Raw genomic sequence first — 20233 nt, forward strand, 5'->3', positions numbered from 1 at the left:
TTTACGTAAGACTTAAGTGTGAAAACTGAGTGATAATCAACACAATACGTTACTTATCGATTTTGCTGATCAGATCCATCATTTTCAGTTTCGGATCGGTGGAAACCTTACGGACTTCCAGCTCAATACCGCGCGCATTCAGTTTCTTGAACGCCTCGATATCTTTTTCATCAACTGAAACCGCGTTATTCACCTGGGTTTTACCCTGACGGAATGCCATACCACCGACGTTAACAGAGGTGATTTTCACGCCGCCTTCAACGAGACGCTCTACATCTGTTGGGTTGGTAAATAACAGCATTACGCGTTCGCCAGCATATTTCGGGTTGTTGTAGACGCGAATCATTTTGGCAACATCAACTACGTGTGCTGTTACGCCCGGAGGTGCAACCTGGGTGAGCAGTGTCTTACGAACGGTATCCGCAGCCACTTCATCACTAACAACAATAATACGGGAGACATTGGTTTCTTTGGTCCAGCGGGTGGCGACCTGACCGTGAATCAGACGGTCGTCGATACGCGCAAGGCCAATAACCATGTAGTCGTTTGGTCCCATTGGTTTTGCCGGAGTTGAAGCCGCTTTTGGTGCTGCGGCAGCGGGTGCTGGCGCAGCTTTTTCAACCGGTTTGGCTTTCAGTGCTTTCACGCCTTCACGGCCTGTTTCTACTGCCAGCGCCACCAGTTCATCAAAGCTTGGGTCATCATCACGGGCCATTAACGTTTCCACGAGCATTGGAATGTTAACGCCTGCAATGACTTCATAATGCTCTTTGTCGACGACAATGCGGCTGGCAGCATTGAACGGGCTGCCTCCCCATGTATCAACGAGAAACAGCACGCCTTTAGTGGTGTCGAGTTTTGCCAACTGAGCGTTGTACTTTTCAATCAGCGTTTCGGCATTTTCACCTGGAACGAAATCGATCCAGCCGACGTTTTCCTGCTCGCCTAACAGCATTTCTGCCGTTTTAAGCAACTGCTCTGCAGCCCAACCATGTGTGCCTATAACAATAGCAATGGTCACTTGCTACCTCCTTTATTATCGTTAACACCTCAACGTGCCAGATGTATTTTTGAATCGTCGTCCACAATCGAATCGATTCAGATAAGGGCTACAACCAAAAACCCCTGCGTTTCGCGATTTATTTTAGATATCGAAAAAATTATTTTATGTGATGAAGATCCGTAATTTAACTTTCGATTAGCAGAAATTTCGAAAGGTAAAATATCCTTGTCACATTCGTTTGCAAAGGAAGGTAAATCTTTGCCAAATCAGAGGCGTCTCTGATATGTTTAACTCCCGTTTAACAACCATGGAGTATAGGGCAGTAGCCCGCAGTATGGATCGTCACCGACGTCATTTCAGCATCAGGCCTTTTAACGCCTGCCTTTCTGGCACTCTATGCCGCACCTTTCGTTTGCATTTTGTCGTTACGCCTGCATTATTTCTGGCGTCGAATAGCTATTCCTTAAGCAGGAGCTTGTCATGGAATTCTTAATGGACCCCTCAATTTGGGCGGGGCTACTCACGCTTGTTGTTCTCGAAATTGTGCTGGGTATCGATAACCTGGTCTTCATCGCCATTCTTGCTGACAAACTGCCGCCAAAACAACGCGATAAAGCGCGTTTGCTGGGATTATCACTGGCGCTGATTATGCGTCTGGGGCTGCTGTCGCTGATTTCATGGATGGTCACGCTGACCAAACCGCTATTTACCGTCATGGATTTCTCCTTCTCCGGACGCGACCTGATTATGTTGTTCGGGGGGATATTCTTGCTGTTCAAAGCAACAACCGAACTGCATGAACGGCTGGAAAACCGCGATCATGATTCCGGCCACGGTAAAGGCTACGCCAGTTTCTGGGTGGTCGTCACACAGATTGTCATCCTTGACGCCGTCTTCTCATTGGATGCGGTAATTACGGCAGTAGGGATGGTTAACCATCTGCCGGTGATGATGGCGGCGGTAGTGATTGCGATGGCGGTTATGCTGCTGGCATCGAAACCGCTGACGCGATTCGTTAACCAGCACCCCACGGTGGTGGTGCTCTGTCTGAGCTTCCTGTTAATGATTGGTCTGAGTCTGGTGGCAGAAGGTTTCGGTTTCCACATTCCGAAAGGTTACCTGTATGCCGCGATTGGCTTCTCGATCATCATCGAAGTGTTTAACCAAATTGCGCGTCGCAACTTTATTCGTCACCAGTCGACTTTGCCGCTGCGAGCGCGTACTGCCGATGCCATCCTGCGTTTGATGGGCGGGAAACGTCAGGCCAATGTTCAGCACGATGCCGATAACCCGATGCCGATGCCGATCCCGGAAGGTGCGTTTGCCGAAGAAGAACGTTACATGATTAACGGCGTATTGACGCTGGCGTCGCGTTCTCTGCGCGGGATCATGACGCCGCGCGGTGAAATAAGCTGGGTTGACGCTAATCTCGGGGTCGATGAAATCCGTGAGCAGCTGCTCTCCTCACCGCACAGTCTGTTCCCGGTATGTCGCGGTGAACTGGATGAAATCATCGGTATCGTACGTGCTAAAGAACTGCTGGTGGCGCTCGAAGAAGGCGTTGATGTGGCGGCGATAGCTTCGGCGTCTCCGGCAATTATCGTTCCGGAAACCCTTGACCCGATCAACCTGCTGGGCGTGCTGCGTCGTGCTCGCGGGAGCTTTGTTATCGTGACCAACGAGTTTGGTGTGGTACAAGGCTTGGTCACGCCGCTGGATGTGCTGGAAGCCATTGCGGGTGAATTCCCGGACGCAGACGAAACGCCGGAAATCATTACCGATGGTGACGGCTGGCTGGTAAAAGGCGGTACAGATTTGCATGCCTTGCAGCAGGCGCTTGATGTTGAGCATCTTGCCGATGACGATGATATCGCGACGGTCGCGGGCCTCGTGATCTCGGCAAATGGTCACATTCCCCGTGTGGGCGATGTGATTGATGTAGGTCCACTGCATATCACCATCATTGAAGCCAATGATTATCGAGTTGATCTGGTTCGCATTGTTAAAGAGCAACCGGCGCACGATGAAGATGAGTAAGCGTTAACGTAACGGCATAACGGGCGTAATATGTCCATTATGCCGGGCGGGCGGCGGTTGGCTGCCCGCCAGCCATTTGGGAAAATCACGTAGCGGCATCGGCTGTGCGTACAAATACCCTTGCAAAATATGCACGCCATGACGGCGCAAATACTTCGCCTGTTCTTGTGTTTCCACACCCTCCGCCACCAGTTCAATATTCAGTCTTTGCCCCAGTGCGATGATGATATCGGTCACCGTCGAGTTAACCGCGTCAGAACCTATAGCTGCGGTAAATGACTTATCAATTTTCAGCACGTCAGGACGTAATGTTTCAAGCCAGGAAAATGAACTGTTGCCGGTGCCGAAGTCATCAATCGCCAGTTTGACGTTTTTACGATGCAGCTCGCGGGCAATCCGATAATCAACATCCAGTAAGGCATCGCGTTCGGTGATTTCGAGGATCAGTTGCTGAATCGGGTGAGCGCTAAACCAGTACTGATTGAGATCTTTTATCAGCACACCACGGCGAAAATGGCTGGGTGCGACGTTAATGCCAACATGAAACTGACTACTCATAGGGAAAACATGCCGCTGACGGATGGTTTCTGCCATCACATAGCGGGTCAGTGGCACAATTAAATGATGTTCTTCCGCGATAGGTATAAACACATCCGGTGAAATCCAGCCCTGACGTGGATTGTTCCAGCGCAGCAAAATCTCTACACCAATACATTGCTGGCTGCGCGCATTAAGCAAAGGCTGGCAGAACAATTCGAACTCATGTTGCGCCAGGCCCAGATTGATTTCGCGGGAAAAACTCATCCGGTAAGCGGTCGCCAGCCAGGCGATATAGCCCACCAGTAAACTTAGCAGCACCGCCAGCGGTAATTGTGTTGGAAGATAGTGCCATGCCAGCGCCGTAGCCCCCGGACCATTAACGTTAATGGTAAAAGGAAAGCATTGCGAAGAAACCTGATAGTTTTCATTGTCTTCAGGTTGCGGAAGGGAATCTACCAGCCCATTACCATAGAGCAAATGCCGTTTGCCCACCGTCAGGCTGGCGCTACTGATTTGCGGCAGTTGTGGCTCAAGGAGCATTGCCGTCAGTAAGTCGATGTTAATCATCTCCATGACCCCAGCATTGCTACTGCCCGCTGAAGGTGTCCATTGAATCAAAACCGGACTGCCTTTAATCAGGGCACGGTCGATCGTCAGGCGTAAAAGTGGTTGCGGTGCAGGAAGTTCAGCCAGAATGTCCACGACGGGCACATTGCGATAACCAAAAATGCTGGAGCAATAAAGTGTGCCGTCTTGCACCAGGCCAATGGATCGCACAGTTTGGAGTTTTGCCGCCTGTTTACGTAATGGCAAATGGGCGACAGAGCAGGGCAGACCAATCAGCGGAAGCAAGACTTCGCTACCTGCCTGTAGGGGAAGCAGTACTTTATCTAATTCCTCTACAGCGTGATTGGCGAATTGTACTACCCGTTGTTGATTTAAGTTACGCTGTGAAATAAATCGCACGCTCAGGGTCGAAGCGAGCGTAACGAGTGCGCAAATCGTACAAACAATCATTCGATTACGGCGATAGGTTTTAATGATCCGTTGTGCTTTTTGCATGCGGGCCACCCTGTAAGCGTATGGCGACAAACGCCTGACGCAACAGTGGAAGTGTAGTGGGGAATATTACAGCAGACGAGAAAGCGGGGATAAATTCGCCCATCCGTTGCAGATGGGCGAGTAAGAAGTATTAGTCACACTGGACTTTGATTGCCAGACCACCGCGTGAGGTTTCGCGGTATTTGGCGTTCATGTCCTTACCGGTTTCGTACATCGTTTCGATGACCTTATCCAGCGAGACGCGCGGTGCACTGGTGCGGCGCAGAGCCATCCGTGCGGCGTTAATCGCCTTCACAGAGGCAATGGCATTACGCTCAATGCACGGCACCTGAACCTGCCCTGCAACCGGGTCGCAGGTTAAACCAAGGTTGTGTTCCATGCCAATTTCCGCCGCCACGCAAACCTGTTCCGGGCTACCGCCCAGCAGTTCTGCAAGACCCGCAGCAGCCATTGAACAGGCAACACCCACTTCGCCCTGGCAACCAACTTCCGCACCGGAAATAGAGGCGTTCATTTTATACAATGCACCAATCGCGCCCGCTGCCATAAAGTAACGGGTATAGATGTCCGGGCTGACCGATTCAATAAAGTGGTCATAGTAAGCCAGCACTGCCGGAACGATACCGCAGGCACCGTTGGTTGGCGCAGTTACCACACGACCACCGGCGGCGTTTTCTTCGTTAACTGCCAGCGCAAACATGTTTACCCAGTCAATGACATTCATCGGATCGTTAGACAGTTTATCGCTGGAAACTAACATCCGGCGCAGGGCCGACGCACGACGCGGCACGCGCAGCGGGCCTGGCAGTACGCCTTCGGTGTTCATCCCGCGATCGATACATGCCTGCATGGTTTGCCAGACATGAGCGAAATACTCGTCGATCTCTTTCTTGCTGTGCAGCGCCAGTTCGTTCTGCATAGCGAGACCAGACAGCGAATAGCCGGTTTCATTACAGTACGCGAGCAGTTCGGTGGCAGATTTGAACGGATACGGCACGCTCACTTCGTTGGCGGCATCCTGACCAAAGTGTTCTTCATCGACGATAAAACCGCCGCCGATGGAATAATAAGTTTTGCTGTAGACGACTTCATCGCCGTTATAGGCGTGGATTTGCATACCGTTTTCATGCAGCGGCAGGTTGCCGTTATGAAAACGCATCCCGTTGTTGCGCGGGAAATCCACTTCATGCCGTCCCTGTGCCAGCAGCAGACGTTCGCGCTCTTCTACGTCGCGAATAAAACCGGGAATACTGTCGATATCCACGGTGGCAGGTTCGTTACCTGCAAGACCCATAATAATGGCGATATCGGTGTGGTGGCCTTTACCCGTCAGCGACAGTGAACCATAAACGTCCACGGCAACGCGAGTAACGCTATCCAGTAAGCCTTTTTCGACCAGATCATCGACGAACTGTTTACCCGCCTTCATAGGCCCTACGGTATGGGAAGATGAGGGACCAATCCCCACCTTAAACATGTCGAATAGACTAATCACGATAATACTCCTGACAAGGTGACTGGACTTCCAGTAACGAACTAATAACAGCGCATAGTGTAAGAGGGAACGCGGCGACTGGCTTAACTATTCACATGAATTAAACTAATCAAAAACCGCGATTTAACTAATATTGCGATGATTGTCTCAAGTAGTGTTTTGTAGATGTAAAGATAAGTATAGTCAGGGTTTCACACCAATTTGCAGCGCCAGCTCACGAATTATGCCTGCGGTCATTCCCCATACAAAATACTGTTCATACCAGGACAGCCATACCCGATGTGAATCGCCACGGCGGTAGATATCTAAAGGGTGATAACGACCCAGATGTAATGCCTGGGCGAGCGGCATTTCAAACACCGCCGAGACTTCATCTTCACTGGCGCGATACGGCAGATCGGGCGGGATAATGCCGACCACCGGGGTTACCTGGTAGCCAGTTACGCTATCGACGGGCGGCAGCACGCCGATAACTTCAACGGCGGAAGGCGGTATAGCGACCTCTTCTTCAGCTTCGCGCAGCGCGGCGGCGATAACTGATGCATCCGTGTCATCGACTGCGCCTCCAGGGAATGCCACTTGTCCAGCGTGTTTACGCAGATGAATTGAACGCTGAGTCAGCAACAACCCCGGTTGCGGTCGACGGACGATGGGGATTAACACGGCAGCCTGACGATGATTTAGGGTTTCCCGGTTAATTTGCGGGCGCAAAAGTTGAAAGCGTGATAAAAAATCATCAAGCGTCAGGCTACGGTATTCCACGTCTTACTTCTCCAGTTGGCGTAATATCTTATTAACTTTATCAAAAGTTTCCTGATATTCCGCTTCTTCCTGGCTATCGGCGACAATTCCACCGCCCGCAGAGCAGTATATTTGTCCGTTAATGGCAGTCAGAGTGCGGATAGTAATGCTGGTATCCATGTTGCCGCAAAAGCTCAAATAGCCAATGCTGCCGCACCAGGCATTGCGTCGCTGCGGTTCCAGTTCGTCGATAATTTCCATAGCCCGTACTTTCGGAGCCCCGGTTATTGAGCCACCAGGAAAAGCTGCGCGCAGCAGATCGCTGGTGTGTAACTGTTCTGGTAGCCGCGCCGTTATGGTGCTGACCAGATGATGCACGGCAGGGAAAGGTTCGACCACGAACAGCTCTGGTACTTTTACCGAACCGGCTACGGCAACGCGACCGATATCATTACGCATTAAATCGACAATCATCAGATTTTCAGCGCGATCTTTGGGGGAGTTCGCCAGTTTCTCTGCTTGTTTGCTATCTTCCTGAGGATCGGGCAGGCGTGGTAGCGTGCCTTTAATCGGGCGGGTCTGGATTTCACTATTATCACAAAGGATAAACCGCTCTGGCGAAAGGCTTAAAATCGCGCCCTGTTCAAGGCGTAAAAAAGCGCTAAACGGCGCGCGGTTGGCCTGATTAAGCTGAAGGAATGCCTGCCATTCATCGCCAGAATAGGCCGCTTGAAAACGCTGGGCGAGATTCACCTGATAGCAATCACCACTGTGCAGATATTCCTGTACCTGGCGAAATTTTTCGCCGTACTGCTCGCGGGTCATATTGGATTGCCAGTCGGAAGTGAGCGTGAAATCTTCCTGCGGCGAGAATTGCTGGCTTTCCAGCCAGGCCCGACGGGCATTGACATCATTATGACTCAGCAAAGAAACTGTTTGACGCTGGTGGTCAACAACCAGCGCCCAGTCGTAGATACCCACTGCCATATCCGGCAGAACGATATCTTGCTGCGCAATTTCTGGCAGTGACTCAAAACGGCGGCCCAGATCGTAGCCAAACAACCCCAGCGCGCCGCCCTGAAATGGCAAATCTTCGTTATGCGTTGGGCGAATGTCTGCGCGATCCAGCACCTGCTGGAGCACCTGTAGCGGGTCATCAGTGGTCGTTGTGCGTTTTTCGCTTTCACTAACAACGGTTTCTTTACCGAAAGTGGTTAAAGTGCAAATCGGCTCGGCGACCACAATATCAAAGCGGCTATAAGGATGATCGGCATAGCCGGAGTGTAAAAGCATCGCCCACGGCAGGTGGCTTAAGCGGGAGAAATAAAATTCAGCGGCGTCCTGACGCCAGGGTAAAGTAATCACAGCGGGAGATAACGTCTTCATCAGTCCTGACTCTACTGGCTATGTGCCGGGTAGCATGAAATAATTAGCGCCAACAATTTAGCAGGAGTTAACAATGTTTGCAGGTTTACCTTCACTCACCCATGAACAGCAGCAAAAAGCCGTCGAGCGGATCCAGGAACTGATGGCACAAGGGATGAGCAGCGGCCAGGCAATCGCGTTGGTGGCAGAAGAGCTGCGTGCCAACCATTCCGGCGAGCGAATCGTGGCGCGTTTTGAGGATGAAGACGAGTAACACACTTATCCGTATCGCTTTCGTTATAGAAGCCGATGGTTATTTGATTGTGAGAAAAAGGACGCTTTTCATATGTGATTAAAAGCGTCCTGACCCATTTATGCTGATATAAATTTAACTCAGACCAGTGCTTTTAGTTCTTCCTGCATATATGTTGAAAAGTATTCAGGATTTTTAATCACAGAGCGTTCACCTGTCTCCATTTTTTTTGCCCATCCAACCATTTTTTCCGTGAACCCAGGGTTCCAGCCTTCCTGGTCAGCTCGCGCCGTAATATCAGCGGCACTCGCGGGTACTCCCAGTTCTTTTAAATATTTAAAGATTCCCTTCGCCGTGCTTTCATTCATCGAACTTGGTGTTGGCGCTGATACATCCATGGCACCAATGAAATCCAGGGCTTTATCTATTACAGCAGGCATATTCTTATCCTTAAAATTAACCATGTTATCGATAAGGCTATATATGACCTTAATTTGCATCTAATATCAAAGGGATTATAACGATATGGCACGAGTTAACCTGTTGACATTCAGGTGTTTTAAAGGTAGCAGCTCATGGTGTGTTATCCAGTAAGAGGGAGAAAATTAATGGTCAGTTCTCACGCTATAACCAAATTGTTCAGCTAAGAAAGAAAACCAGAGTTGCTAATCGAAGGGCGAACACAACGGCATGGTTATGTTTATTTATATAGTTAGTTTTATAGATAAAATTGAAATTATAAAAATAAATAATGAATTAGCAGGAGCATCAACAGTAATATCTTAATCTCTGGTCGATTTATGTAAAACCGACCAGTATTATCGATAAATTATCGTCTGACTTATTTTGCTTCGATAAAGCTTACACCGCAGCCACAATCTTAATTTCAACTTTATACTTCGGGTTCATCAGCCCCGCTTGCACCGTGCAGCGCACCGGCGCATGACCCGCGACAACCCAGGCATCCCACGCTTTATTCATCGCCGCGAAGTCGTTTTTATCAGCCAGGAAAATGGTGGCATCCAGAATGCTCGATTTATTGCTGCCCTGTTTTTCCAGCACGGCGTCAATCTGCGCCAGCGTGTTGGCGGTTTGCTCAAAAGCATCGGCGTCGAGGTTTTCCGGTACACCAGTGTAGTAGAGCGTGTTGTTGTGGATCACCACATCAGACCAGCGGGCTTCAGCATCGATACGAACGATAGTCATCATTTTGTCCTCATTATCCTTCCATTTTCGTGCTGCAAAGACTGCCACAATGTGAGGTCGCCGTCACCACTTCAACTGGCGAAAGCTCCCTCATCCTGACATAATCCCTGTTCAAATCAACAGGGGGTAGTGTGACGGACGATTTTGCACCAGACGGTCAGTTGGCGAAAGCGATACCAGGCTTTAAGCCGCGAGAACCACAGCGACAGATGGCGGTAGCCGTCACCCAGGCGATAGATAAAGGCCAGCCGCTGGTGGTGGAAGCAGGAACCGGTACGGGCAAAACCTACGCTTACCTGGCCCCTGCGCTGCGGGCGAAAAAGAAAGTCATTATCTCGACCGGCTCAAAAGCGTTGCAGGATCAGCTCTACAGCCGCGATTTGCCAACGGTCTCAAAGGCATTGAAATACACGGGCAATGTGGCGCTGCTGAAAGGGCGCTCAAACTACCTCTGCCTCGAACGTCTCGAACAGCAGGCGCTGGCGGGGGGCGATCTGCCGGTACAAATCTTAAGCGATGTGATCCTGCTGCGCTCCTGGTCTAATCAAACAGTCGATGGTGATATCAGCACCTGCGTCAGCGTGGCGGAAGATTCACAGGCGTGGCCGCTGGTCACCAGCACCAACGATAACTGCCTTGGCAGCGACTGCCCGATGTATAAAGATTGCTTTGTGGTCAAAGCACGCAAAAAAGCGATGGACGCCGATGTGGTGGTGGTAAACCATCATCTCTTTCTGGCGGATATGGTGGTGAAAGAGAGTGGATTTGGCGAGTTGATCCCGGAAGCGGACGTGATGATCTTCGACGAAGCCCACCAACTGCCCGACATTGCCAGCCAGTATTTTGGTCAGTCACTCTCCAGTCGACAACTGCTCGACCTGGCAAAAGACATCACCATCGCCTACCGCACCGAATTAAAAGACACCCAGCAGTTACAAAAGTGCGCTGACCGTCTTGCCCAGAGTGCGCAGGATTTTCGCCTGCAACTCGGTGAGCCTGGTTATCGCGGTAACCTGCGCGAACTGTTAGCTAATCCGCAAATTCAGCGGGCGTTTTTACTGCTCGATGACACCCTGGAACTTTGTTATGACGTGGCGAAACTGTCGCTGGGGCGCTCCGCCTTGCTGGATGCGGCATTTGAGCGCGCCACGTTGTATCGCACGCGGCTGAAACGGCTAAAAGAGATCAATCAGCCGGGCTACAGCTACTGGTACGAATGCACTTCGCGCCATTTTACTCTGGCACTCACGCCGCTCAGCGTGGCGGATAAATTCAAAGAGTTAATGGCGCAAAAACCAGGTAGCTGGATCTTTACCTCAGCAACGCTGTCGGTGAACGACGATCTGCATCATTTCACCTCGCGGCTTGGCATCGAACAGGCGGAGTCGTTGCTGTTACCCAGCCCGTTTGATTACAGCCGCCAGGCGTTACTCTGTGTGCCGCGCAACCTGCCGCAAACCAATCAACCGGGCTCCGCACGGCAACTGGCGGCAATGTTGCGACCGATCATCGAAGCTAACAACGGTCGTTGTTTTATGCTTTGTACCTCGCACGCCATGATGCGCGATCTTGCCGAGCAGTTCCGCGCTACCATGACGCTTCCCGTATTATTGCAGGGGGAAACCAGCAAAGGGCAATTGTTGCAGCAATTTGTCAGTGCCGGTAACGCGCTTCTTGTGGCAACCAGCAGCTTCTGGGAAGGGGTGGACGTGCGTGGCGATACGCTGTCATTGGTGATTATCGACAAATTGCCGTTTACCTCACCGGATGATCCACTATTAAAAGCGCGCATGGAAGATTGCCGTTTGCGCGGAGGCGACCCGTTCGATGAAGTACAGCTGCCGGATGCGGTCATTACTCTCAAACAGGGGGTAGGGCGACTGATTCGCGACGCCGACGATCGAGGGGTTTTGGTGATTTGCGACAATCGGCTGGTGATGCGCCCTTACGGCGCGACGTTTCTCGCCAGTCTGCCGCCCGCGCCGCGCACCCGTGACATTGCCCGTGCGGTTCGCTTCCTTGCGATACCATCCTCCAGGTAATTTGTGATGGAGTATGGTATGATGCGCGCCTTTTTATTGATCTAAGCACGAAGACCCCATGCGAATTCTGGCTATCGATACCGCGACAGAGGCCTGCTCTGTCGCCCTGTGGAACGACGGTACTGTCAACGCTCATTTTGAGCTTTGCCCTCGTGAACATACTCAACGAATCTTACCGATGGTGCAGGATATCCTGACCACCAGCGGAACTTCCCTGACTGATATTAACGCTCTGGCTTACGGGCGCGGCCCTGGTAGCTTTACCGGCGTGCGCATTGGTATTGGTATTGCGCAGGGGCTGGCGCTTGGCGCGGATCTGCCGATGATTGGCGTTTCCACGCTCATGACCATGGCGCAAGGGGCGTGGCGCAAAAACGGCGCAACCCGCGTGCTGGCAGCCATTGACGCGCGAATGGGGGAAGTTTACTGGGCCGAATATCAGCGCGATGAAAACGGCGTCTGGCACGGCGAAGAAACAGAAGCCGTACTGAAACCTGAACTCGTTCATGAACGGTTGCAACAGCTTTCCGGCGAATGGGTAACCGTGGGTACGGGCTGGCAAGCCTGGCCGGATCTCGGTAAAGAGAGCGGGTTGGCCCTGCGCGATGGCGATGTGTTACTGCCTGCCGCCGAAGATATGCTGCCGATTGCCTGCCAGATGTTTGCCGAGGGAAAAACCGTCGCGGTAGAACATGCCGAACCGGTTTATTTACGTAACAACGTCGCGTGGAAGAAACTTCCGGGCAAAGAATGAATCTTAAGAGTATGCCCTGAGAAAAAAAGGAGTCGCATCATGGCGGTTCAAAAGAATGTTATCAAAGGCATACTGGCAGGTACGTTTGCGCTAATGCTCAGCGGTTGTGTTACTGTGCCGGACGCCATTAAAGGCAGCAGTCCCACGCCGCAACAAGATTTAGTTCGGGTGATGAGTGCGCCGCAGCTGTACGTTGGTCAGGAGGCACGCTTTGGTGGCAAAGTGGTTGCGGTACAAAACCAGCAAGGGAAAACCCGCCTGGAAATTGCTACCGTACCGCTGGACAGCGGAGCCAGACCAACTTTGGGGGAACCTTCACGCGGGCGCATTTATGCCGATGTGAACGGTTTTCTGGACCCGGTAGATTTCCGTGGACAACTGGTTACGGTAGTTGGGCCAATCACCGGTGCGGTTGACGGCAAAATCGGCAACACGCCCTATAAATTTATGGTGATGCAGGTAACGGGTTACAAACGTTGGCATTTAACCCAGCAGGTGATTATGCCGCCTCAGCCGATTGATCCATGGTTTTATGGTGGTCGTGGCTGGCCCTATGGCTACGGTGGATGGGGTTGGTATAATCCCGGCCCCGCGAGAGTACAAACAGTTGTAACTGAATAATTGCTTGTTTTTAAAGAAAAAGAAACAGCGGCTGGTCCGCTGTTTCTGCATTCTTACGGTAAAGATAAAAATAAATAGTGACGCGCTTCGCAACCTTTTCGTTGGGTAATTATCAAGCTGGTATGATGAGTTAATATTATGTTAACGGCATGTATATCATTTGGGGTTGCGATGACGACGAACACGCATTTTAGAGGTGAAGAATTGAAGAAGGTTTGGCTTAACCGTTATCCCGCGGACGTTCCGACGGAGATCAACCCTGACCGTTATCAATCTCTGGTAGATATGTTTGAGCAGTCGGTCGCGCGCTACGCCGATCAACCCGCGTTTGTGAATATGGGGGAGGTGATGACCTTCCGCAAACTGGAAGAACGCAGTCGCGCGTTTGCCGCTTATTTGCAACAAGGGTTGGGACTGAAGAAAGGCGATCGCGTTGCGTTGATGATGCCTAATTTATTGCAATATCCGGTGGCGCTGTTTGGCATTTTGCGTGCCGGGATGATCGTTGTAAACGTTAACCCGTTGTATACCCCGCGTGAGCTTGAGCATCAGCTTAACGATAGCGGCGCATCGGCGATTGTTATCGTGTCTAACTTTGCCCACACTCTGGAAAAAGTGGTTGATAAAACCGCCGTTCAGCACGTAATTCTGACCCGTATGGGCGATCAGCTATCTACGGCAAAAGGCACGGTAGTCAATTTCGTTGTTAAATACATCAAGCGTCTGGTGCCGAAATACCATCTGCCAGATGCCATTTCATTTCGTAGCGCCCTGCACAACGGCTACCGGATGCAGTACGTCAAACCCGAACTGGTGCCGGAAGATTTAGCTTTCCTGCAATACACCGGCGGTACCACTGGTGTGGCGAAAGGCGCGATGCTGACTCACCGCAATATGCTGGCGAACCTGGAACAGGTTAACGCGACCTATGGTCCGCTGTTGCATCCGGGCAAAGAGCTGGTGGTGACGGCGCTGCCGCTGTATCACATTTTTGCCCTGACCATTAACTGCCTGCTGTTTATCGAACTGGGTGGGCAGAACCTGCTTATCACTAACCCGCGCGATATTCCTGGGTTGGTAAAAGAGTTAGCGAAATATCCGTTTACCGCTATCACTGGCGTTAACACCTTGTTCAATGCGTTGCTGAACAATAAAGAGTTCCAGCAGCTGGATTTCTCCAGTCTGCATCTTTCCGCAGGCGGAGGGATGCCTGTTCAGCAAGTGGTGGCAGAACGTTGGGTGAAACTGACCGGACAGTATCTGCTGGAAGGTTATGGCCTGACCGAGTGTGCGCCGCTGGTCAGCGTTAACCCGTATGATATTGATTATCATAGTGGTAGCATCGGTTTGCCGGTGCCGTCGACGGAAGCCAAACTGGTGGATGACGACGACAACGAAGTACCACCGGGTCAACCGGGTGAGCTTTGTGTCAAAGGACCGCAGGTGATGCTGGGTTACTGGCAGCGTCCGGATGCTACCGATGAGATCATCAAAAATGGCTGGTTACACACTGGCGACATCGCGGTGATGGATGAAGAAGGATTCCTGCGTATTGTCGATCGCAAAAAAGACATGATTCTGGTTTCCGGTTTTAACGTCTATCCCAACGAGATTGAAGATGTCGTCATGCAGCATCCTGGCGTACAGGAAGTCGCGGCTGTTGGCGTACCTTCTGGCTCCAGTGGCGAAGCGGTGAAAATCTTCGTTGTGAAAAAAGATCCATCGCTTACCGAAGAGTCACTGGTGACTTTTTGCCGCCGTCAGCTCACGGGCTACAAAGTACCGAAGCTGGTGGAGTTTCGTGATGAGTTACCGAAATCTAACGTCGGAAAAATTTTGCGACGAGAATTACGTGACGAAGCGCGCGGCAAAGTGGACAATAAAGCCTGAGCGTTAAGTCAGTCGTCAGACGCCGGTTAATCCGGCGTTTTTTTTGACGCCCACTAAAGAGAATACAATTTGAATTACCAAATGATTACCACGGACGATGCGCTGGCTTCTTTGTGTGAAGCCGTCCGTGCCTTTCCGGCGATAGCCCTGGATACTGAATTTGTTCGTACGCGCACCTATTACCCGCAACTGGGTCTAATTCAACTTTTTGATGGTGAGCATCTGGCGCTAATTGATCCTCTCGGGATCTCCGACTGGTCACCGCTGAAAGCGATCCTGCGCGATCCGTCCATCACAAAATTTCTCCATGCGGGCAGTGAAGATCTGGAAGTGTTCCTCAATGTCTTTGGCGAATTACCACAACCCCTGATTGACACGCAAATCCTTGCTGCCTTCTGCGGACGCCCGATGTCATGGGGTTTCGCTTCCATGGTGGAAGAGTATTCCGGCGTTACGCTGGACAAGAGTGAATCGCGCACCGACTGGCTGGCCAGACCGCTGACCGAACGTCAGTGTGAATACGCAGCGGCGGATGTCTGGTATCTGTTACCGATCACCGCCAAGCTTATGGTAGAAACGGAGGCCTCCGGCTGGCTACCTGCGGCGCTGGATGAATGCCGCCTGATGCAAATGCGTCGTCAGGAAGTCGTTGCACCGGAAGATGCCTGGCGTGATATCACCAATGCCTGGCAGTTACGCACACGCCAACTGGCCTGTCTGCAACTGTTAGCCGACTGGCGACTGCGCAAGGCGCGGGAGCGCGATCTGGCGGTGAACTTTGTCGTGCGTGAAGAGCATTTGTGGTCGGTAGCGCGTTATATGCCGGGAAGTTTAGGCGAACTGGACAGCCTGGGCTTATCCGGTAGCGAAATCCGCTTTCACGGTAAAACGCTGCTGGCGCTGGTGGAAAAAGCGCAGACATTGCCGGAAGAGGCCTTACCGCAGCCGATGCTTAACCTGATGGACATGCCGGGTTATCGTAAAGCGTTTAAAGCGATTAAGTCGCTGATTACTGACGTGAGCGAAACGCACAAGATCAGCGCCGAATTGCTGGCATCGCGTCGGCAAATCAACCAACTGCTGAACTGGCACTGGAAACTGAAACCGCAGAACAATTTGCCGGAGCTGATTTCCGGCTGGCGTGGTGAGCTGATGGCGGAAGCATTACACAATTTATTGCAGGAATATCCGCAGTAAAATCTTCCGAAGCCGGACTGGGCGCGCTCAGTCCGGCTTCGGCAAACTACAAATCCAACACCAGGCGTTTACCCTTCGCGCGCGAACAACAGATCAACATACTTTGCTGGCTGGCACGCTCTTCATCGCTAAAATACTGATCCCGATGGTCAGCTTCACCTTCCAGTATTGCCGTTTCGCAGGTTCCGCATACCCCTTCACGACATAAACATTCCACTTTCGCGGCTTTATTATTTTCAATAACCTGCAAAATAGTCATCTCTTCCGGCACCACAAACTCTTTACCGGAACGGGCAAGCACCAGGGTAAATGCATCGCCGGTTTTGTCTTCAATCGCAAATTGCTCAAAGTGCAGCGTATCGGCGGCGATGTCCAGACGCGCAGCTTCACTTCTTACCGCTTCATTTAGCGCCTCGGGGCCACAGGTATAAACATGTGTGCCAGGTTCGATATCCGCCAATAATCGCGCTAATTCCAGTCGTGTTCCGGTTGATGAATGATGCAAATGGACTTTCTCAGCCTGCGGATGCTGGACTAGCTCATCACGAAATGCGCAACTTTCTGGATTTCGTGAGCAGTAATGTAACTGCCAGTCGACGTCGCTGTATTGCATCTCTGCCAGGTGCGACAGGAAAGGGGTGATACCAATGCCGCCCGCGATAAACAGATGCTTTCTGGCGGAGGGAATTAGCGCAAACAGGTTATTAGGCGTTGAAATCGTTAACCGATCGCCCACTTTTACCTGCTGATGTAAAAAGCGTGAACCGCCGCGCGAGTTTTCTTCCAGCCGAACGGCAATCTGATAACTAGAGGTGTCATGCGGAGAGCTCAGGAGTGAATACGCATTGCTGTACTGGTTATCACCATCGCTCATCTGCACAATCACGTGACTTCCTCCGGTGAACGTAGGTAATGGTTTACCATCGGTTGCCACCAGCGTGAAGCGTTTCACCTGTTCGGTAAGCGGTTCAACCTGACTCACCTGTACTTCAAACATTTGATAGTCTGACATTGCTGTACTCCATCAAAAATCAGCCCAGCGGCGGAAAATACCGCCGCCGATGTCATTAGTCCTTAAACACCTGCGCCAGCAGATTATGGAAATGGGCGATACCATGTTCGGAAATGCCACTACCGCTACTGTCGGCCATGATGCGCCCCTGACCACGATAGCCACGCGATTTCAGCCCTTTCTGTACGCTTTCAACCAGACGTAAATCTTCCGGACGGAACACATCGCGATACCACTCAATCAGCGATTTTTGCTCGTCGGTTAACTCTTCATTGGTGAAGTAAATATCGTAGTTTTGCAGGGTAGTTTCAGAATCCACCGGGAATTCATAAATGACCGTCATCATCCCTTTGATCGGCGTGACGTTCAGCATCGTGCACGGCCACAGCCAGAAACCATGGAATGCCGCATCCGTGCCCTCTTCGAATTTGAAAGACTGTTCGGACGGTTTGGCGAAACCGTATTGCAGCGTCCAGTTACCGTGCATGGTGTGCCAGTAACGATCAACCTGAACGGAGTCGGAGAAACCTGGATGCGCCGGACCACAGTGATAGCACTCGAGATAGTTATCGACAATGTTCTTCCAGTTGGCAGGCGTGCGGGTGGTAAAGCGGGCCGCCAGTTTCAGGTCGTGGACTTCCGGGCAGGCTTCCAGCACTTTCGCGCCCAGACCGGGTAACTGATCTTCTACGCTGGTGGCGTTGGGGTCCATGTTGATGAAGACGAATCCGGCATATTCTTCCAGACGCACCGGAACCAGTTGCGCTTTGTCGCTATCGAAATTGGCGACGTTTTCGCAGTTACGTGCATGGGCCAGATTGCCATCGAGTTTGAATGCCCATGCGTGATATGGGCAGGTAATCACATTTTTTGCTTTTCCTTCACCGCTCAACAACTGATGACCACGGTGCGGACACACGTTATAGAACGCGCGCAAAACCTTATCACGACCACGTACCAGCACGATGCTTTCGCCAATGATCTCACGCGTCACATAATCATTGGCATTCGCCAGTTCGCTGCTATGAGCGACGCAAATCCAGCTTTTGGCGAAGACGTTCTCTTTTTCGTGTTCAAAGGCGTTCTGATCGGTATAAAAACGGGCAGGAATGGTCCACGCCTCTTGCGGGTTAGCGCAAAAATTTTCGGGTAGTACAAAGTCAGGGCTCAGATTGCTCATAGGGTTACCTTTATCGTTAGGATGATGGCGCTCAGTTGTCGCCTTTGAATACGGTTCCCGCAGGGAGCACTGGCGTTTTTTCCAGGGCTTCAACCGGTGTCTGCGGGAGATAATGTTCAACTTGATGAGCCGGAATGTCGGCGTAATCCTGTTTCAGCCAGCGAATAAATCCGCCGACTTTCACCAGTAAAATGACGAGGAACGGAAGGGCTGTGAGTACGACGGTGGTTTTCATCGTTTCCAGCGACGCGCCAGTGAAAAGAATTGAAAGCGGGATCAGGGTAATTACCACGCACCAGAAAAGACGCAGCCCACGGTCAGGATCGTCACCTTCCTGGAGATTACGCGTACTGGTTGCCGCCATGGTGTAGGCCACCGCATCCATATGCGAGGCAAGGAAAATAATCATCACGCCCAGGTATGCGGCGAGGAACAATTTACCGGCTGGCAACGACATCAGAACTTGCTGCACAGCTGTCTCGCCGCCCAGTGTCTCCAGCACCTGTGGGACGTTGATTACGCCATTGATAAACTGGTGAATGGCATAGCTTTCCATTACGCCGAAGAAGAACCAGCAACCGACGGTGCTGCCGAGGATCAGTCCCCAGATAACTTCTTTAATCTTACGACCGCGCGAAACGCGGGTGACAAACATTGCTACGCCAGGGGTGTATGAGATCCACCACAGCCAGTAGAAAACGGTCCAGTTGCGGGTAAATGAACCATCGCCAAGCGGATCGGTGAATAAGCTCATTTGCAGGAAGTTTTGCGTGGTCAGGCCGATGGCATTGATGATGCTGTTGGTAATAAATTCGGTTGGACCGACAATCAGCACCAGTAATGGCAGCAGGAACGCGCCCCAGCCAACCATTTTGCTCAGACGTTGCAAACCGTTGTTGATACCAATCCACGAGCTTAGGCAAAAAATGCCGCCGGAAAGCAGGATCACAAATGCCTGCACGGTGAAGTTATCGGGTAAACCGGTCAGCGCGGAAAGCCCACGAGTAAAGGTTGCTGCGGTAACAACAAGGGAAATGGTCAGCGCACCGACAGTGGCGATCAGGAACATCAAATCGACCAGTTTTCCCCACGGGCCTTGCGGGCGAACGCCGGTAATCGCGGCAATAATGCCGGAAAGGCTCAGACCTTTGTTTTTCCGCACATGAAAGTGATAAGCCATGATTAATGAGGCCAGCGTATAAGTTGCCCAGGCGCTGATGCCCCAGTGGAAGAAGGAGTAAGGGACGCTAAATTCGAGTGCCTGTTGTGAACGCGGTGCGATATTTAATCCAGGTGTTTGATAATAATAGGCCCATTCAGCAACCCCCCAATAAAGCGTAGAAGAACCTAAACCGGCACAAATAAACATAAACAGCCAGGAGAGCGTGCTGTATTCCGGTTTTCCTTCGCCAAGACGAATATTGCCGTATTTACTGGTGGCTAAATAAATCACCAGTCCCATTGCCAGCAAAACCAATACCTGTACGGCGGAACCTAACGTACGCGTAACAAAAGTGTATATTGCGTTGGCCGCGTCGGCCGATTGTTGTGGGAAAAGGCTTAATGCAGCTGCGATGAAAAGAATGGCCACCAGGCTGATGCTTATCAACGGCACATCTTTTTTCTTAACATTGCTCATCATGAGTCATCTCCTGGGCATAAAAGCCCGTCTCTGGCTTTTGCCAGTTGTAATTATTTGCAGGGTAATGAGTTGTATGTCGTGGTTAACAAATTGATTATTTGCATGTTACATAAATTAAACAATTAAGAATACGGAAAGCCATAAAACACGAAACGGAAACAATAAAAGGTGAAATGACGCAGGTTATTTACTG

At 51.2% G+C, this 20233-nt stretch carries 18 protein-coding genes; 8 read left to right on the forward strand and 10 right to left on the reverse strand.

Annotated elements, in window-relative coordinates:
• Positions 1-49 precede the first annotated feature (49 nt).
• Positions 50-1021: a PTS mannose transporter subunit IIAB gene (gene manX / locus ACK8NJ_RS10125; RefSeq protein ID WP_065227077.1), complete on the reverse strand. Its 972-nt coding sequence runs from the start codon at positions 1019-1021 to the stop codon at positions 50-52.
• Between the two features lie 316 nt (positions 1022-1337).
• Between manX and ACK8NJ_RS10130 the strand changes: the two genes are divergently transcribed.
• Together ACK8NJ_RS10130 and yoaE are read left to right on the forward strand one after the other, a co-directional pair.
• The gene (locus tag ACK8NJ_RS10130; RefSeq protein WP_001327808.1) at positions 1338-1496 is read left to right on the forward strand and encodes a protein YoaL; all 159 of its coding nucleotides are present in this window, start codon (positions 1338-1340) and stop codon (positions 1494-1496) included.
• Positions 1484-3040: a CNNM family cation transport protein YoaE gene (gene yoaE / locus ACK8NJ_RS10135; protein WP_000394983.1), complete on the forward strand. Its 1557-nt coding sequence runs from the start codon at positions 1484-1486 to the stop codon at positions 3038-3040. The genes ACK8NJ_RS10130 and yoaE overlap by 13 nt, the downstream gene beginning before the upstream one ends.
• A gap of 3 nt (positions 3041-3043) precedes the next feature.
• On the opposite strand, the gene ACK8NJ_RS10140 is transcribed toward yoaE, so the two are convergent.
• The 4 genes from ACK8NJ_RS10140 to pabB all read right to left on the reverse strand — a co-directional run bounded on the left by ACK8NJ_RS10140 (position 3044) and on the right by pabB (position 8264).
• Complete coding sequence (locus tag ACK8NJ_RS10140; protein WP_411962409.1) at positions 3044-4642, reverse strand: EAL domain-containing protein; 1599 nt, start codon at positions 4640-4642, stop codon at positions 3044-3046.
• A 130-nt stretch (positions 4643-4772) separates the two neighbouring features.
• Positions 4773-6137: an L-serine ammonia-lyase gene (sdaA, locus tag ACK8NJ_RS10145; protein ID WP_024044302.1), complete on the reverse strand. Its 1365-nt coding sequence runs from the start codon at positions 6135-6137 to the stop codon at positions 4773-4775.
• A 183-nt stretch (positions 6138-6320) separates the two neighbouring features.
• Complete coding sequence (locus ACK8NJ_RS10150) at positions 6321-6899, reverse strand: CoA pyrophosphatase (protein WP_000456725.1); 579 nt, start codon at positions 6897-6899, stop codon at positions 6321-6323.
• Between the two features lie 3 nt (positions 6900-6902).
• Positions 6903-8264: an aminodeoxychorismate synthase component 1 gene (pabB, locus tag ACK8NJ_RS10155; RefSeq protein ID WP_001590219.1), complete on the reverse strand. Its 1362-nt coding sequence runs from the start codon at positions 8262-8264 to the stop codon at positions 6903-6905.
• Positions 8265-8337: 73 nt separating this feature from the next.
• Between pabB and ACK8NJ_RS10160 the strand changes: the two genes are divergently transcribed.
• Positions 8338-8517 carry a YoaH family protein gene (locus ACK8NJ_RS10160; RefSeq protein WP_000457334.1) on the forward strand — a complete coding sequence of 60 codons (180 nt, stop codon included), beginning with the start codon at positions 8338-8340 and terminating at the stop codon, positions 8515-8517.
• A gap of 119 nt (positions 8518-8636) precedes the next feature.
• Here ACK8NJ_RS10160 and ACK8NJ_RS10165 read toward each other — a convergent pair whose 3' ends face one another.
• Positions 8637-8936, reverse strand: coding sequence for a DUF1889 family protein (locus ACK8NJ_RS10165; RefSeq protein WP_001111995.1), 300 nt, complete (start codon positions 8934-8936; stop codon positions 8637-8639).
• Between the two features lie 421 nt (positions 8937-9357).
• Positions 9358-9702, reverse strand: coding sequence for a RidA family protein (locus tag ACK8NJ_RS10170; protein ID WP_001295493.1), 345 nt, complete (start codon positions 9700-9702; stop codon positions 9358-9360).
• 131 nt (positions 9703-9833) lie between these two features.
• Between ACK8NJ_RS10170 and ACK8NJ_RS10175 the strand changes: the two genes are divergently transcribed.
• The 5 genes from ACK8NJ_RS10175 (at position 9834) to rnd (ending at position 16206) form a co-directional block, all read left to right on the forward strand.
• Positions 9834-11744: an ATP-dependent DNA helicase gene (locus ACK8NJ_RS10175; RefSeq protein ID WP_024042389.1), complete on the forward strand. Its 1911-nt coding sequence runs from the start codon at positions 9834-9836 to the stop codon at positions 11742-11744.
• Between the two features lie 58 nt (positions 11745-11802).
• A complete protein-coding gene (gene tsaB / locus ACK8NJ_RS10180) occupies positions 11803-12498 on the forward strand; it encodes a tRNA (adenosine(37)-N6)-threonylcarbamoyltransferase complex dimerization subunit type 1 TsaB (protein WP_039020732.1) in 696 nt (231 codons plus the stop codon).
• 39 nt (positions 12499-12537) lie between these two features.
• The gene (yeaY, locus tag ACK8NJ_RS10185; protein WP_000290576.1) at positions 12538-13119 is read left to right on the forward strand and encodes a Slp family lipoprotein YeaY; all 582 of its coding nucleotides are present in this window, start codon (positions 12538-12540) and stop codon (positions 13117-13119) included.
• Between the two features lie 204 nt (positions 13120-13323).
• Positions 13324-15009, forward strand: a complete 1686-nt coding sequence (gene fadD, locus ACK8NJ_RS10190) for a long-chain-fatty-acid--CoA ligase FadD (RefSeq protein WP_000758422.1) — start codon at positions 13324-13326, stop codon at positions 15007-15009.
• An 81-nt stretch (positions 15010-15090) separates the two neighbouring features.
• A complete protein-coding gene (rnd, locus tag ACK8NJ_RS10195; protein ID WP_001306170.1) occupies positions 15091-16206 on the forward strand; it encodes a ribonuclease D in 1116 nt (371 codons plus the stop codon).
• Between the two features lie 46 nt (positions 16207-16252).
• Here rnd and yeaX read toward each other — a convergent pair whose 3' ends face one another.
• From yeaX to yeaV, 3 genes are read right to left on the reverse strand one after another with little or no spacing between them, the layout of a single operon-like run.
• A complete protein-coding gene (gene yeaX / locus ACK8NJ_RS10200; protein ID WP_001287043.1) occupies positions 16253-17218 on the reverse strand; it encodes a carnitine monooxygenase reductase subunit YeaX in 966 nt (321 codons plus the stop codon).
• 55 nt (positions 17219-17273) lie between these two features.
• A complete protein-coding gene (yeaW, locus tag ACK8NJ_RS10205; protein ID WP_000067822.1) occupies positions 17274-18398 on the reverse strand; it encodes a carnitine monooxygenase, oxygenase subunit YeaW in 1125 nt (374 codons plus the stop codon).
• Between the two features lie 31 nt (positions 18399-18429).
• Entirely contained in the window at positions 18430-20040 is a 1611-nt protein-coding gene (gene yeaV, locus ACK8NJ_RS10210; protein WP_000987525.1) for a BCCT family transporter YeaV, read from the reverse strand.
• Between the last annotated feature and the right edge of the window lie 193 nt (positions 20041-20233).

The sequence above is a fragment of the Escherichia sp. F1 genome (genome assembly GCF_046764225.1).
GTDB lineage: Bacteria > Pseudomonadota > Gammaproteobacteria > Enterobacterales > Enterobacteriaceae > Escherichia > Escherichia coli.

Coding starts and splice junctions, on each gene's coding strand:
- rnd (WP_001306170.1), top strand. CDS start 15,091: ATGATTACCACGGACGATGCGCTGGCTTCTTTGTGTGAAGCCGTCCGT.
- ACK8NJ_RS10170 (WP_001295493.1), bottom strand. CDS start 9,702: ATGACTATCGTTCGTATCGATGCTGAAGCCCGCTGGTCTGATGTGGTG.
- pabB (WP_001590219.1), bottom strand. CDS start 8,264: ATGAAGACGTTATCTCCCGCTGTGATTACTTTACCCTGGCGTCAGGAC.
- tsaB (WP_039020732.1), top strand. CDS start 11,803: ATGCGAATTCTGGCTATCGATACCGCGACAGAGGCCTGCTCTGTCGCC.
- yeaY (WP_000290576.1), top strand. CDS start 12,538: ATGGCGGTTCAAAAGAATGTTATCAAAGGCATACTGGCAGGTACGTTT.
- yeaW (WP_000067822.1), bottom strand. CDS start 18,398: ATGAGCAATCTGAGCCCTGACTTTGTACTACCCGAAAATTTTTGCGCT.
- ACK8NJ_RS10130 (WP_001327808.1), top strand. CDS start 1,338: ATGGATCGTCACCGACGTCATTTCAGCATCAGGCCTTTTAACGCCTGC.
- ACK8NJ_RS10140 (WP_411962409.1), bottom strand. CDS start 4,642: ATGCAAAAAGCACAACGGATCATTAAAACCTATCGCCGTAATCGAATG.
- ACK8NJ_RS10165 (WP_001111995.1), bottom strand. CDS start 8,936: ATGCCTGCTGTAATAGATAAAGCCCTGGATTTCATTGGTGCCATGGAT.
- ACK8NJ_RS10160 (WP_000457334.1), top strand. CDS start 8,338: ATGTTTGCAGGTTTACCTTCACTCACCCATGAACAGCAGCAAAAAGCC.
- yeaX (WP_001287043.1), bottom strand. CDS start 17,218: ATGTCAGACTATCAAATGTTTGAAGTACAGGTGAGTCAGGTTGAACCG.
- yeaV (WP_000987525.1), bottom strand. CDS start 20,040: ATGATGAGCAATGTTAAGAAAAAAGATGTGCCGTTGATAAGCATCAGC.
- yoaE (WP_000394983.1), top strand. CDS start 1,484: ATGGAATTCTTAATGGACCCCTCAATTTGGGCGGGGCTACTCACGCTT.